This is a genomic window from Marilutibacter chinensis, assembly GCF_021725675.1.
Taxonomy (GTDB): domain Bacteria; phylum Pseudomonadota; class Gammaproteobacteria; order Xanthomonadales; family Xanthomonadaceae; genus Marilutibacter; species Marilutibacter chinensis.
Genome location: NZ_JAKJPO010000001.1, coordinates 1035928 through 1050211, shown reverse-complemented (window position 1 = coordinate 1050211; position 14284 = coordinate 1035928). Strand labels below are relative to the sequence as shown.

Genomic DNA, 14284 nt, shown 5'->3' with positions numbered 1-14284 from the left:
CGTGCCATCATCCCCGGCCCCGCTCAGCGGGGCAACACTAAAAAGACAATATCAGGGGGTCGAAATGGAATGGATGTTGATGCCGCTGCGTCGCTACGCGGATTTTTCGGGGCGCTCGCGGCGCAAGGAATACTGGATGTTCGTGCTGTTCCAGCTCATCGTGTTCGCGGTGCTGATGATCCCGGTCTTCGCGGGCATCGATACGCAGGGCGGTGGCATGGGCATGCTTTCCAAGATCGGTTTCGGACTGATGGTGATCGTGGCCCTGGCGCTGATCGTGCCGTCGCTGGCCGTCCAGGTGAGGCGCTTCCATGACCAGGACAAGTCCGGCTGGTTCGTGCTGCTCGGACTGATCCCGTACCTGGGCGGGCTGATCGTGCTCGTCTTCATGTGCCTGGAGGGTACCCGCGGTGCCAACCGGTTCGGCGACGATCCGAAACAGGCCTGAGTCCTGATCCGACAAAGAAGGCCGGGGAAGTCCCCGGCCTTTTTCATTGCTGCGCGCCCCTGCCGATCGCGATCGGCGAGCCGGGGCGCTATTTCAACGGCATGCAGATCGCGGTCTTCCACTCGCTGGGCGGCAGCGATTGCGGGTCGTTGAGGTATTCCTCGACCACCGGCGTGTCTGCGGCCTCTTCGCCGCTGGCAGGCAGCCATTCCCCGAACAACCAGCGATAGGGACGCTCCAGTTCGGCGTAGGGTCCGGTGTGGACCAGCACGGCGTAGCGGCCGCCGGCGATGGTGAGCGGACGGATTTCGCCGTCCAGCGGCTGCCCGGCCGCCATCTCGATGCAGGCATCGGCCACCAGTTCGTCGGCCGGCTTGCTTTCCGGGTCGTCGTAATAGATGCCGAAGCTGCGCTGCCGGGCGAATCCCATGCCGTGACCGGCCGCCCAGGCGCCCAGCCTTTCGAAGGCGCGTCCAATCTGGTGATACGGGCCGACGTGCCGCAGCGCGGCCACGTGGTGCGACGGCAGGGCCTCGATCTTTACCTCGTACATGTCGGTGTCCTCGGATGAATCGGAGTCGGGACAGGACAGGCCCGCGATGGGACGGTCCTGGCGGCGACGGAACGCCCCCGGCGGCATGCCGTAGGCCTGCGCGAACGCGCGGTTGAATGCCGCGCCGCTGCCGTAGCCGCAGCGGCGCGCGACCGTCTCCAGCGTGTGCCGGCCGTGCACGAGTTCGACCGCCGCCCGGTGCAGGCGCATCCGGCGCAGGGTCTCGGCCACCGTTTCGCCCATCAGCCCGCGGTAGATGCGGTGGAAGTGGAAGGGCGAGAAGTGGCCGATCGCGGCGAGCTGCTCCAGTTTCAGCGGCTGGTCGAGGCGGTCGGCAAGGTGTGCGACCACCTTTTCCACCCGGGCCGCGTAGCTGCGTCGTGTCGCGGGTCGTTTCATGCGGGTCTCCGTCGTTTCCGCCCCGTCATCCTGCCGGGACCGGATTGATGGAGGTTGCTCAGTGCGTCCCTGGTCCGCAACCGCTTATGGTGCCGGCTCAATGACCGCCGGCCGCGCCGCCGACCTTGGCGGCGAGCGGCGGCCTGGCGGACCAGACGGACACGCTCACCCGCAGCAACAGGATGCCGAGCAGGTGGAAGATCTCGTTGAAGCCGATCCGCATCGCCTGCTGCCGGGCATGATGCTGGCCGAGGCAATATTCGCCAGTGCGGATATTGCTCGGCGAATTGCTCTTCAAACGGATGTATTCGGCCTGCAGCCGCCGTGAGGCAAGTTGGGGGGTGCGGCTTCAGGCGGTCCGACCGAGCACCAGCTCGAGCACGGCCTTGCTGCCGAAGAACGCCAGCACCAGCAGCGCCATCGCGACCAGGGTCCAGTGCACTGCCTTGGTGCCGCGCCAGCCCTGCCGCCAGCGCCCGACCAGCAGCCCGCCGAACAGCAGCCAGGAGAGCACGCTGAGCACGGTCTTGTGGACCAGGTGCTGGGCCAGTAGGTTCTCGACGAACAGCACGCCGCTCAGCAGGGTCGCGCTGAGCAGGATGAAGCCGACGGTGATGCTTCGGAACAGCAGTATCTCCAGCTCCACCAGTGGCGGCAGTGCCCGCAGCCACCCGTGGATGCGGTGGCGGCGCAATGCGCGCTCCTGCAGCCAGAGCATCCCGGCGAGCAGGGCCGAGATCGCCAGCGTGGCGTAGGCGAGCAGGGCCAGCCAGGCATGCAGCTGCAGGCGCCAGTCCAGTGCTTCCGGTGCCCGCGGCGTGTGCAGGGCGAACCCGAGCAGGGTCGCCGCGGCGATCGGGAACACCACCACGCCCAACGCCGCCATCCGGCCGCGCGCGCCGAATACGGTGGTCAGCGCCGCCATTCCCAGCCCGACCAGCGACAGCGCGGCGAAGAAGTGCAGATCGGTCGCGCCGCTGGCCTGCCAGGCCAGGAGGTGGCGCCCGCCGTGGAGGAGGGCGCCGGCCAGCGCCAGCCACCACCACGGGCGCAGCCCACGGGCCCGGTCGCGGCCGAGGTCCACGACCAGGCATCCGGCGGCGGCGAGGTAGGCGACCGTGGCGATGAGAACGATTGTCATCGACGCAGTGTCGCATATGCCCGTGGTGCCAGTAAGGGCCGCAGGTCCTGTCCGCTCCCGTGAGCTTCCACCACCTCGCCGGCGGCATCGGCCGACGCGGGGAGGCTCCCGGCGGCATGGCCGGTGGACGCTATAATCCGCCCCCGTCTTTCGATTGGCTGTACCGCGATGTTCGAATCACTGACCCAGCGCCTGTCCGGCACCATCGAGCGCCTGCGCGGCCGTGGCCGCCTGACCGAGGAGAACATCCGCGAGTCGCTGCGCGAGGTGCGCATCGCGCTGCTGGAGGCCGACGTTGCCCTGCCGGTCGTGCAGGCGCTGATCGAGCGCATCAAGGTGCGCGCGGTCGGCCAGGAAGTGCTCAAGTCGCTGACCCCGGGCCAGGCGCTGATCAAGGTCGTGCGCGATGAGCTGACCACGGTGATGGGCTCGACTGCGAGCGACCTGAACCTCGCCACCACGCCGCCGGCGGTGATCCTGATGGCCGGCCTGCAGGGTGCGGGCAAGACCACCACGGTCGGCAAGCTCGCCAAGCACCTGAAGGAGCGCCGAAAGAAGAAGGTGATGGTGGTGTCGGCCGACGTCTACCGTCCGGCCGCGATCGAGCAGTTGAAGACACTGGCCGAACAGGTCGGCGTGCAGTTCTTCCCGTCCTCGGCCGAGCAGAAGCCCGAGGCGATCGTGCGCGCCGCGATCGCCGATGCGAAGAAGTCCTACGTCGACGTGCTGCTGGTCGACACCGCCGGCCGCACCAGCATCGACGACGCGATGATGGCCGAGATCAAGGCGCTGCATGCGGCGGTCGATCCGGTCGAGACCCTGTTCGTGGTCGACTCGATGACCGGCCAGGACGCCGCGGTCACTGCCAGGCACTTCAGCGAGGCGCTGCCCCTGACCGGTGTGGTGCTGACCAAGACCGACGGCGACGCCCGCGGCGGCGCCGCGTTGAGCGTGCGCTACGTCACCGGGCGTCCGATCAAGTTCATCGGTGTCGGCGAGAAGCCCGACGGCCTGGACGTGTTCCACCCCGACCGCATCGCCAGCCGCATCCTCGACATGGGCGACGTGCTGTCGCTGGTCGAGCAGGTCGAGCAGCAGGTCGACCAGGACAAGGCGCGCAAGCTCGCCGAGAAGGTCGCCAAGGGCAAGCGTTTCGACCTCAACGACATGCGCGAGCAGCTCGAGCAGATGCAGAACATGGGCGGCCTGTCCGGGCTGATGGACAAGCTGCCGGGCGTCGGCCAGATCCCCGACCACGTGAAGAACCAGGTCACCGGCAAGGAAGTGCCGCGGCTGATCGCGATCATCAACTCGATGACGCTGAAGGAGCGCCGCAATCCGGCCCTGCTCAACGGTTCGCGCCGCAAGCGCATCGCCGCCGGCGCCGGGGTCACGCCCGCAGACGTGAACAAGCTGATGAAGCAGTACCAGCAGATGGAAAAGATGATGGGCAAGCTGGGCCGCGGCGGCATGAAGGGGATGCTGCGCGGCATGCGCGGGATGATGGGCGGCCGCGGCGGCATGCCGTTCGGCTGAGCCTGCGGGCCATCCGCGGTCGGTGCCGTCCGGTCGCCGGCGGATGATGCTCCGATGGGTCCGGATCGCGCCCGGAACCCCCCCGCTGCGGTGCGAAGGCGATGTGAATCCGGCCAGTCATCGGGATGTCACCGATGGACGGCGGCGGAGCTGTTGCGCCACTGCGTCGGCTGGGTCTACAGTCGGCGGCGTTGTGCAGGCTTCAGCGCAACGCCCCGCGCGCCGCCGCAACGGCGGTGCCAGGGTGAACGACAGGGGGAGAAGTGGCAGGTCCGCAGTCCCGCCGGACGCGCGGTGTTCCCGCGTGCGTCCGACCGTCCGTTGCCATTGAGGGGATTCCCATGAAGTACTTCGATTCCAGGTTCGGGGTCGTGCTCGGCACGGCCCTGGTTGTGGTTGCAGCAGCAGGAATGTCCGGCGTCTCGGCGCAGTCGATGCCGGGCGGGTCCGGAGGCGGCGCTCCGAAGGGGCCGGCCGCGCAGGAACAGGGGCCCAGGGAGATCTACATCGTCGGCTACACCGAGCCGGCGCTCGCGAACTACCAGGGCGACCAGGCCGGTCTCGCCAGGCCCACGCGAAAGGCCAGCGGGCGGCTCGACGTCGCCAGCGCGGCAGCGCGCGCCTATGTCGCCGATCTGGGGCAACAACAGGCCCGGCATGAGGCGGACGCCGCCCGCATGCTTGGCCGCCCGATGGCGATCCGCAAGCGCATGCGTCACGCGCTCAACGCCGTGGTGACGGAACTGACCGCCGACGAGGCGGCCGCGGTCGCCACGATGTCCGAAGTCGCGTTCGTCGAGCCGTATCGCGAATACGAGCTCGATACCGACCGCGGACCGACCCACATCGGCGCCGGCACCGTCTGGAATTCAGGCAGCGGTCTGCCGCCCGGCCAGACCCTGCCCGGCACGCCGCACCTGGCCGGTGCGCGTGGCGAAGGCATCGTGTTCGGCATCGTCGATTCGGGCATCAACTTCGGCAGCCCGTCGTTCAGCGCAACCGCCAGCGACGGCTACCAGCACGTCAATCCGCTGGGCTCCGGCAACTACCTGGGCACCTGCGCGCCCGGTGGTGTCGACGAGGGCCGCTGCAACGACAAGCTGATCGGCGGTTACGACTTCGTCTGCGATGCGCCCGGCAACCGCTGCGGCGTGGCCGGCATCCGCGAGGAGCCCGGCTTCGGCGACACCAACGGCCATGGCTCGCACGTGGCCTCGACCGCGGCCGGCAATCCGCGCACCGTCGACTTCCGCGGCGCCCAGGTCGGGATTTCCGGCGTCGCGCCGCGCGGCAACATCATTGCCTACGACGTCTGCTATACCAACATCAGCGACGGCCGCGGACTGTGTCCGAACGTGTCCTCGGCGGCGGCCATCGACCAGGCGGTCGCCGACGGCGTCGACGTGATCAACTTCTCGATCGGCGGCGGCAGCAGTCCGTGGAGCGAGGCGGTGTCGCAGGCCTTCCTCGGGGCGGCCGACGCCGGCGTGTTCGTGGCCGCTTCGGCCGGCAACTCCGGCCCGGGAGCCGGCACGCTCGGTCACCACGAGCCTTGGGTGACCACGGTCGCCGCGGCGACCCACGGTCGCCAGGGCTACGAGTTCCTGCTGAGCCTGACCGGTCCGGGCGTTCCGCCGGCACCGCTGCAGTCGGTGGTGCTGACGCCCGGCAGCAACGGCGTCGCGCACACGATGGCGATTCCCGGCACCACGCCGTTCGTCGTCGCTCCGGATTTCGACAGCGGCAGCGACGGCTGCGCGGCGTATCCGGGCGGTACCTTCCAGGGGGCGATCGCCTTCGTCCGCCGCGGCGGCTGCTCGTTCTCGATCAAGACCAACAACGCGACCGCCGCCGGTGCGATCGCGGTGGTGATCGCCAACAACGCCGCCGGCGGGCTGATTCCGTCGGTTCCGGGTACCACGATTCCGGCGTTCGCGATCACCCAGGCCGACGGCGACGCGGTCCGCGATTTCGCATCCGGCGCATCCGCCACTGCAGGCATCGGCTATCCGGCGACGCCGGTGGCCAACACGCCCGATGTCCTCGGCGGCTTCAGCTCCCGCGGTCCGGCCAACTACGAGCTGGTCAAGCCCGATGTCACCGCTCCCGGTGTCGCGGTGCTGGCGGCCGATGCCGGCGACACCCTTGAAGGCTTCGAAGACCTGGTCGGCCTGAAGAACGGCACGTCGATGGCGTCGCCTCACGTGGCCGGCGCGGCGGGCCTGCTCAAGCAGCTGAACCCGTCGTGGACGCCGGCCGAGATCAAGTCGGCGCTGATGATGACCGCGACCCCGGAGGTGTTGATCGAGGACGGCGCGACCCCGGCCGATCCGTTCGCGATGGGGGCCGGGCGGGTGCAGGTGCGCAATGCCGCCCGTGCCGGCCTGGTGATGGACGAGACCACCGAGAACTACCTGGCCGCCAATCCGGTCGACGGCGGTGACGTCAGCGAACTCAACCTGCCGGGCCTGAACGAGCAGGCCTGCGTCGGGATCTGCACCTTCACCCGTACGTTCCGCAGCGTCCGCCGCCCCAACGTGCTGTGGACGGCGCGGGTGGAAGGGCTGAAGGGCTTCGTCTGGCCGGCGCTGTTCCGCGTCAAGGGCGGAGAGCAGGTCAAGCTGACGATCGTCGTCGACGGCCACAAGCTGCCGGCCGATGGCAGCTGGAACTTCGGCAAGGTGGTGCTCGAGCCGGTCGGCCACTCGCCGCATGTCGCCGACCTGCATCTGCCGATGGCCATATCGGTACCGCCGCCGAAGATCGCGCTGGCGCCGTCGCCGGTCGAGGTTTCGCTGAAGGCCGGAAGCCAGGGCTGGACCCGCGCCAGCGTCGACAACGATGGCGGCGGCTGGCTGGAGTGGAGCTACCAGTCCAGCGGCGCGGTCAGCAACGTCGTCCATGCCTCCAGCAGCGAAGGCGTCACCACCGGCACGCTGAGCGCCTTCATGACCGACTACGGCAGCGGCTTCTATGCGGCCGACGACTTCGTCATGGAAGAGGGCGGTACGGTCGACTTCCTGGCGGCGCGCGGTTTCACCGTCAGCGGGGCGGATCTGCTGGCGACCGCCAACAGCATCACCTGGTCGATATACGCCGACGACGGCGGGCAGCCGGCCGGTTATCCGAGACTGGCGCCGGAAACCGCGCTGTGGACCTACACGGCACTGCCCGGCAGCCCGGGCATGGGGCTTTCCGATGGCTGGCTGCAGCTGGACCCGACCCTGGCCGGACAGGACGTGCAACTGCCGCCGGGCACCTACTGGCTGCACGTGCACGCCGACACCAACATCGCCAACCGCTGGGCCTGGTACCAGTCGCTGCAGGGCGTGGGCAGCCAGGCCAAGGTGGTGCAGTCGCCCGAACTCGGCGGTGTCTGGACCGATACCTCGGCGACCAACCCCGGCCTGACCTTCCAGGTCAATGCCGTCGCACAGTGCGGCGCCGCATGGCTGGGCGCCGTGGTGCCGGGCAGCGGACGGATCTGGGGCGGCCAGTCCCGGCCGCTGTGGTTGAACGTGAACGCCGGCGGTCTTGCCCCGGGCACGTACGCGGCGCGGGCCTGCTTCGCCAGCAACGACCCCGGCCAACCGGTCGCCAGCGTGCCGGTGAGGCTCACGGTCACTCCCTGAGCCGATTCATCCGTGCGTCACGATGGCAGACGAAACGCCGGGCCCGCGAGGGCCCGGCGTCTTCGTGAACGGTCACACCGAGAGGAAAGCCGAGAAGGCGGGCCGCACCACGGCACCTTCCGCGTGGCGCCCGATTCCGCTATAGTTGCCGGCTTACCCCGCCATTCCGGCGGCTGGGCAACACAGGAAAGCAAGCAATGGTCAAGATCCGTCTGGCGCGCGGTGGCGCCAAGAAGCGTCCCTTCTACCACATCATCGTCACCGACAGCCGCAATGCCCGCGACGGCCGCAACATCGAGCGCGTGGGCTTCTACAACCCGGTCGCGACCGGCGGCGAGAAGCGCGTCGAGCTGAACACCGAGCGCGTCAAGCACTGGGTCGACAACGGCGCGCAGCTGACCGACAAGGTCGCCACGCTGTACAAGGACGCGCTGAAGTCGACCGACGCGTCGGCTGCCGCCTCGGCCTGATCCGGCCGGCCGCGCGACAGCGTGGCCGCCCTCGCGATACGCGACAGATGAGCGAACAAGGGCGCCGCATCCTGTTGGGCAGGGTGCTCGGCGCCTTTGGTCTGCGTGGCGAACTGAAATTCGAATCCTGGACCGAGCCGCGCGCGGCGATATTCCGCTATCAGCCGTGGATCCTGGTCGATCCGGCCGGCGGCGAGCGGGAGCTGCGCGGAGCACGGGGGCGCGAGAGCGGCAAGTATCTGGTCGGACATCTGCCCGAGGTGACCGACCGCGATGCCGCCGAGGCCCTGCGCGGCACCGAGATCCACGTGCCGCGTGATGCGCTGCCGCCGCCGAAGCCCGGCGAATACTACTGGGTCGACCTGGAAGGGCTGCGCGTGGTCACCACCGGGGGCGTGCCGCTGGGCACCGTGTCGCATCTGTTCTCGACCGGCGCCAACGACGTGCTGGTCGCCCGCGACGACGAGCGCGAGCGCCTGATTCCGTTCGTGCAGCCGCAATACGTCACCTCGGTCGATTTCGACGCCGGTATCGTCACCGTCGACTGGGACCCGGAATTCTAGATGGGTCTGAACGGATCCAGCCTGGTCCACAGTCCCTCCGCGTTCGAGCCAGATCCGGTCCTATCCTTCCCGAGCAGGCGCACGCACGCCAGGTCGACAAGCACGGCTTCCATGGTGCGTTGAATCTCCGATCTGGCTGAAACGCCCGACACAATCGAGAACGCGCCCTGGGGCGGGCCCGCCCCGGGATGACATCAACGCGCCGGCGCTGCAAAGTGCCCTCAGCCCTCAGCCCTCAGCCCTCAGCCCTCAGCCCTCAGCCCTCAGCCCTCAGCCCTCAGCCCTCAGCCCTCAGCCCTCAGCCCTCAGCCCTCAGCCCTCAGCCCTCAGATGCGCATCGACGTCGTCACCCTGTTCCCGGACTTCATCGCCCAGTGCGCCGCGTTCGGCGTCACCGGCCGGGCCGGGGAGCGTGGCCTGTTGTCCCTGCACGCGTGGAATCCGCGCGACTACGCCGAGGGCAACTACCGCCGGGTCGACGATCGGCCGTTCGGTGGAGGTCCTGGAATGGTGATGCTGATCGATCCGCTGCGGTCGGCGATCCACGCCGCCCGCGCTGCCGCGCCGACGCCGGCGCCGGTGGTCTACATGAGCCCACAGGGCGCGCCGATGACCCAGGCGAAGGTCCGTGAGCTGGCGTCGCTGGATCGGCTGATCCTGCTGTGCGGCCGTTACGAGGGGGTCGACGAGCGGCTGATCCGCGCCGAGGTCGACGAGGAGTTGTCGATCGGCGACTACGTGCTGTCCGGCGGCGAGCTGGCCGCGGCGGTGGTGGTCGATGCGGTCGCGCGGCTGCAGGACGGCGCCCTCAACGACGCCGAGTCGGCGCTCCAGGACAGCTTCGAGGCTGACGGCCTGCTCGACTGCCCGCACTACACGCGCCCGGTCGAGCATGAGCTGGGCACGGTGCCGGCGGTACTGATGTCCGGCAACCACGCCGAGATCGCCCGCTGGCGCCGGATGCAGTCGCTGGGGCGGACCTGGCTGCGGCGTCCGGACCTGCTCGACGAAACGGCGCTGTCGCCGGCAGATCGCCGACTGCTGGAGGAGTGGCGGGCCTCGAACGACCGCGAGCCGGCTGCCGGCCGCGACGACCGCTAGATCCTTCGGGTCTGGCCCCTGCGCCGGCCCGAGCCTTGCCGTTGCGGTCGGCCTCTGGCGCCGGCAGGAAAAAAGCCGTTATAATGCGCGGCTTAGCTCCATCCATGCCATGACGCGGGTCCACGTGCACTCGCGCAACAACGCGCCATCCGGTTCCGGTCGGATGGACCAGAAAAGCGACATCGACAAGGCTCTACGACCATGACCCTCAATACGCTCCTGCAGGAATTCGAAGCCGAACAGGTCCAGCGCAAGCTGCCCGCGTTCAGCCCCGGCGATACCGTCGTCGTCAACGTGAAGGTGAAGGAAGGCAACCGCGAACGCATCCAGGCCTACGAGGGCGTGGTCATCGCGATCAAGAACGCCGGCCTGAATTCCTCGTTCACCGTGCGCAAGATCTCGCACGGCTACGGCGTCGAGCGCGTGTTCCAGAACCACAGCGCGATCATCGATTCGGTGCAGGTCAAGCGTCGCGGCAAGGTCCGCGCCGGCAAGCTGTACTACCTGCGCGGCCTGGAAGGCAAGAAGGCGCGCATCAAGGAAGACCTGTCGGCCTACGCCAAGTCCGCCGACTGAGTCGCGGGCGGCAGCATTGCCTACGACGGCCGCCCTGGGCAACCCGGGCGGCCGTCGTCGTTTTCGGACACCTGTCGACGGGCGGCGCATGCCACTTGATCGATGCGGCTCCCGCACCCATGCAGGTGCAGGTGGCCCGATCGACGACTTCGACACCTGAGGGATCGCCACCGTCCGTGGCCACCTTCCAGGTCGATCTTCATGAGTACAGACGCCAATACCATCGACGCCGTCCGCCTCGACCAGTGGCTGTGGGCGGCCCGCTTCTTCAAGACGCGCAGCCTGGCCAGGCACGCGATCGAGACCGGCAAGGTCGAGGTCGGCGGCCAGCGCGCCAAGCCCTCGCGCGCGGTGCGGATCGGCGATACGTTGCGGATTGCCCGGGCGCAGGAGGTGTTCGAGGTCGAGGTGCGCGGGCTCAGCGACACCCGCGGACCGGCGCCGGTCGCGCAGGCCCTGTATGCGGAGAGCGAAGCGTCGAGGTCGGCGCGTGAGCAGGCGCGCGCGCTGCGGGCCGCTGCAAACGCCGGTTACCGCGCACCGGAAGGCAGGCCGGACAAACGCGCCCGGCGACTGATCCGCGCGCTCGGCGATATCGACGCCAGCTAGCGGCCGGCGCAGAACCGCGGCCGGCGGGATCGGGAGCGGCCACGCGGAGAAGGCGGGTCGCGCAAGCGCCATCGCCGATGGCCTGGAAATGCGAGGTTGGCGCGTCCCCGGCGACGCGCGAACGGCTGCCGATCGCGCTAGTCGTTCGCCCCCGTGCGCCGCTCAGCGGCTGCCGAAGATCGAACCGCCCAACCGCATCAGGTCGTTGATGTCGAGATCGCCGTCGCCGTCCTGGTCGAGTACCGCTCCCAACAGGCCGCCACCGAGCCCGCCCTGCTGGCGGATCTGGGTCTGTTCCTGGCCGAGGATGTCGCCCAGACCCTGCGGCGTCAGCGCCGGCGCGGCGCTGGTGCTGGAAGGCTGGGCGAACATGCGCTTGGCGAGGTAGGCCATCACGATCGGCGCGAGCATCTTCAGCAGCGCGCCGGCCTGGCCCTCGTCGAGACCGGTAGCGGCGCCGAGCCCGCGCTGTGCGTTGGCCTGGCGTCCGCCGAGCACGTGTTCGAGGATGCCTGCTCCCTGGCCGCCGCCGCCGAGTACCGAGCCGAGCACGCTGCCCAGGTCGAGTCCGGCATGGTCCCGCTGCAGCGCCCCGAACAGCGCGTCGGCGCCCTGCGGTCGGCTGGTGTTGCGACCCAGCGCTCCGAGCAGCAGCGGCAGCGCCGCCGACACCGCACCGGCGGTCTGCGATTGCGACAGGCCCAGCCGATGGCCCATGTCGGCCAGGGGCTGTCCCTGGAGCTGGTTGAACAGGTCGTCGGTCAGCGAGGCGGTCATGGCGTCCATCCGGTTGGGGAAACCGTGATCCTAGCCTCCCACTGTCCAGAAGCGGTAACCGTAACCGCAGTTGCGACGGTAGCCGCATGCCGGAGGCAGCCCGGCGATGATCCCGGCGGGCTGCCTCCATCGTTGCGGCACCGCGGCGGAATCGCGGCGCCGGAGTGGGGTCATGCCAGGTCGAAACGGTCCAGGTTCATCACCTTGTTCCAGGCGGCGACGAAGTCCGCGACGAACTTCTGCTGGCCATCCGAGCTTGCGTAGACCTCCGAAAGCGCCCGCAGCACGGAATTGGAGCCGAACACCAGATCGACACGGGTCGCGCTCCACCTCGTCTTGCCGGTCCTGCGGTCGCGGCCCTCGAACGTGTCCCGCGCGTCCGAGGTCGGCTTCCATTCCGTCCCCATGTCCAGCAGGTTGCGGAAGAAGTCATTGCTCAGCACGCCTGGGCGGTCGGTGAACACGCCATGGCCGGAGCCGCCGTGGTTGGCGCCGAGCACGCGCAGGCCGCCGACCAGGACGGTCATCTCCGGCGCGGTCAGGGTCAACAACTGGGCGCGGTCGACCAGCAGATGCTCGGCCGGTATCGCGAAGCGTCGCGCGGTGTAGTTGCGGAAACCGTCGGCGACAGGCTCCAGTGGCGCGAACGAGTCGACGTCGGTCTGCTCCTGCGAGGCGTCGGTGCGACCTGGCGAGAACGGCACGCTGATGGCGACGCCGGCATCTCCTGCGGCCTTCTCGATCGCGGCGCAACCGCCGAGCACGATCAGGTCGGCCATCGAGACCCGTTTGCCGTCGGATTGCGCGCCGTTGAAGTCGCCGCGGACGCCCTCGAGCGTCTCCAGCACCTTCGCCAGCTGCCTGGGCTGATTGACCTCCCAGTCCTTCTGCGGCGCGAGCCGGATGCGGGCGCCATTGGCGCCGCCGCGCTTGTCGCCTCCGCGGAAGGTCGAAGCCGACGCCCAGGCGGTGGAGACCAGGTCGGACACCGACAGCCCGGAGGCCAGGATCTTCTGCTTCAGCGCGGCGATATCGGCGGCGTCGATCGCCGGATAATCGGCGGCGGGTACCGGGTCCTGCCAGATCAGTTCCTCGGCGGGCACTTCCGGGCCCAGGTAGCGCGAACGCGGTCCCATGTCGCGATGGGTGAGCTTGAACCATGCGCGTGCGAACGCGTCGGCGAACTGGTCAGGGTTCTCCAGGAAGCGACGCGAGATCTTTTCGTAAGCCGGATCGAAACGCAGTGACAGATCGGTGGTCAGCATCGTCGGCAGCAGCTTCCTCGACTTGTCGAAGGCGTGCGGGATCGACGGCTCGGCGTTCTTGGCGACCCACTGGTGGGCGCCGGCCGGACTCCTGGAAAGCTCCCATTCGTGGCCGAACAGGATCTCGAAGAAGCTGTTGCCCCACCGGGTCGGAGTCTTCGACCAGGTCACTTCCAGGCCGCTGGTGATCGTGTCCGCGCCCTTGCCGCTGCCGAACCTGTTCTGCCAGCCGAGGCCCTGCTCCTCGAGTTCGGCGCCCTCGGGCTCGGTGCCGACGTTGTCCGCCGGACCGGCGCCGTGGGTCTTGCCGAAGCTGTGGCCGCCGGCGATCAGGGCGACGGTCTCCTCGTCGTTCATCGCCATGCGGCCGAAGGTGTCGCGGATGTCGTGCGCGGCAGCGACCGGGTCCGGGTTGCCGTCCGGGCCTTCCGGGTTGACGTAGATCAGGCCCATCTGCACGGCGGCGAGCGGGTTCTCCAGCCGGCGCGAATGCATGTCGCCATCGGCGTCGTCCTCCGTCACCAGCACGCCCTCGTCGCCAGGCGTCTCGACGCCTTCCGAGCCGTGGGCGTAACGGATGTCGCCGCCCAGCCAGGTGGTCTCGCGACCCCAGTACACGTCCTGGTCGGGTTCCCAGGTGTCCTCGCGCCCGCCGCCGAAGCCGAAGGTCCGGAAGCCCATCGTTTCCAGTGCGACGTTGCCGGCCAGGATCATCAGGTCGGCCCAGGAGATCTTCTGCCCGTATTTCTGCTTGATCGGCCACAGCAGCCGGCGTGCCTTGTCCAGGCTGACGTTGTCCGGCCAGCTGTTGAGCGGAGCGAAGCGCTGCTGGCCGCGGCCACCGCCGCCGCGGCCGTCGCCGATGCGGTAGGTGCCGGCGCTGTGCCAGGCCATCCGGATCATCAGGCCGCCGTAGTGGCCGAAGTCGGCCGGCCACCAGTCCTGCGAATCGGTCATCAGCTCGGCGAGGTCCTTCTTCAGCGCCGCGTAGTCGAGACTGTTGAACGCCTCGGCGTAGTCGAAATCCTCGTCCAGCGGATCGGAGCGGGACGAGTGCTGGTTGAGGAGGTCGAGCCGCAGCCGGTTCGGCCACCAATCCTGGTTCTGTGTGCCACTGCCGGCAGTGGCGTGGAAGGGGCATTTCTTCGCGTTGCTGGACATGGGACTTTCCTCTGGCTGGCTGTGTTCGGCAGGGCGACCGCGAGCGGGACGCG

The 14284-nt window shown here is 69.0% G+C and carries 13 protein-coding genes; 9 read left to right on the top strand and 4 right to left on the bottom strand.

Annotation, left to right across the window (positions count from 1 at the left end; all coding sequences use genetic code 11):
- Positions 1–64: 64 nt before the first annotated feature.
- Positions 65–448, top strand: a complete 384-nt coding sequence (locus L3V18_RS04625; protein WP_237053417.1) for a DUF805 domain-containing protein — start codon at positions 65–67, stop codon at positions 446–448.
- Between the two features lie 88 nt (positions 449–536).
- Here the strand turns inward: L3V18_RS04625 and L3V18_RS04620 are convergent, their stop codons facing one another.
- Positions 537–1400, bottom strand: a complete 864-nt coding sequence (locus L3V18_RS04620) for an AraC family transcriptional regulator (protein ID WP_237053416.1) — start codon at positions 1398–1400, stop codon at positions 537–539.
- 100 nt (positions 1401–1500) lie between these two features.
- On the opposite strand from L3V18_RS04620, the gene L3V18_RS04615 reads away from it, so the two are divergent.
- Positions 1501–1728, top strand: a complete 228-nt coding sequence (locus L3V18_RS04615) for a hypothetical protein (protein ID WP_237053415.1) — start codon at positions 1501–1503, stop codon at positions 1726–1728.
- A 21-nt stretch (positions 1729–1749) separates the two neighbouring features.
- On the opposite strand, the gene L3V18_RS04610 is transcribed toward L3V18_RS04615, so the two are convergent.
- On the bottom strand, positions 1750–2541 hold the full coding sequence (locus L3V18_RS04610) for a cytochrome C assembly family protein (RefSeq protein WP_255783670.1): 792 nt from the start codon (positions 2539–2541) through the stop codon (positions 1750–1752).
- Positions 2542–2709: 168 nt separating this feature from the next.
- Here L3V18_RS04610 and ffh point away from each other — a divergent pair, with 168 nt between their 5' ends.
- From ffh to L3V18_RS04575, 7 genes are all read left to right on the top strand, one after another.
- Positions 2710–4077, top strand: a complete 1368-nt coding sequence (gene ffh / locus L3V18_RS04605; protein ID WP_237053414.1) for a signal recognition particle protein — start codon at positions 2710–2712, stop codon at positions 4075–4077.
- 341 nt (positions 4078–4418) lie between these two features.
- On the top strand, positions 4419–7709 hold the full coding sequence (locus tag L3V18_RS04600) for a S8 family serine peptidase (RefSeq protein ID WP_237053413.1): 3291 nt from the start codon (positions 4419–4421) through the stop codon (positions 7707–7709).
- A 197-nt stretch (positions 7710–7906) separates the two neighbouring features.
- Positions 7907–8179 (top strand): 30S ribosomal protein S16, encoded by a 273-nt coding sequence (gene rpsP / locus L3V18_RS04595; protein WP_237053412.1) that lies wholly within the window; start codon positions 7907–7909, stop codon positions 8177–8179.
- Positions 8180–8226: 47 nt separating this feature from the next.
- The gene (gene rimM / locus L3V18_RS04590) at positions 8227–8742 is read left to right on the top strand and encodes a ribosome maturation factor RimM (protein WP_237053411.1); all 516 of its coding nucleotides are present in this window, start codon (positions 8227–8229) and stop codon (positions 8740–8742) included.
- 330 nt (positions 8743–9072) lie between these two features.
- The gene (trmD, locus tag L3V18_RS04585; protein WP_237053410.1) at positions 9073–9843 is read left to right on the top strand and encodes a tRNA (guanosine(37)-N1)-methyltransferase TrmD; all 771 of its coding nucleotides are present in this window, start codon (positions 9073–9075) and stop codon (positions 9841–9843) included.
- Between the two features lie 201 nt (positions 9844–10044).
- Positions 10045–10419: a 50S ribosomal protein L19 gene (gene rplS / locus L3V18_RS04580; protein ID WP_237053409.1), complete on the top strand. Its 375-nt coding sequence runs from the start codon at positions 10045–10047 to the stop codon at positions 10417–10419.
- Between the two features lie 201 nt (positions 10420–10620).
- Complete coding sequence (locus tag L3V18_RS04575; protein ID WP_237053408.1) at positions 10621–11028, top strand: RNA-binding S4 domain-containing protein; 408 nt, start codon at positions 10621–10623, stop codon at positions 11026–11028.
- A 162-nt stretch (positions 11029–11190) separates the two neighbouring features.
- Here L3V18_RS04575 and L3V18_RS04570 read toward each other — a convergent pair whose 3' ends face one another.
- Together L3V18_RS04570 and katG are read right to left on the bottom strand one after the other, a co-directional pair.
- Positions 11191–11805: a DUF937 domain-containing protein gene (locus tag L3V18_RS04570; RefSeq protein WP_237053407.1), complete on the bottom strand. Its 615-nt coding sequence runs from the start codon at positions 11803–11805 to the stop codon at positions 11191–11193.
- A 170-nt stretch (positions 11806–11975) separates the two neighbouring features.
- Complete coding sequence (gene katG, locus L3V18_RS04565) at positions 11976–14231, bottom strand: catalase/peroxidase HPI (protein ID WP_237053406.1); 2256 nt, start codon at positions 14229–14231, stop codon at positions 11976–11978.
- Positions 14232–14284 lie beyond the last annotated feature (53 nt).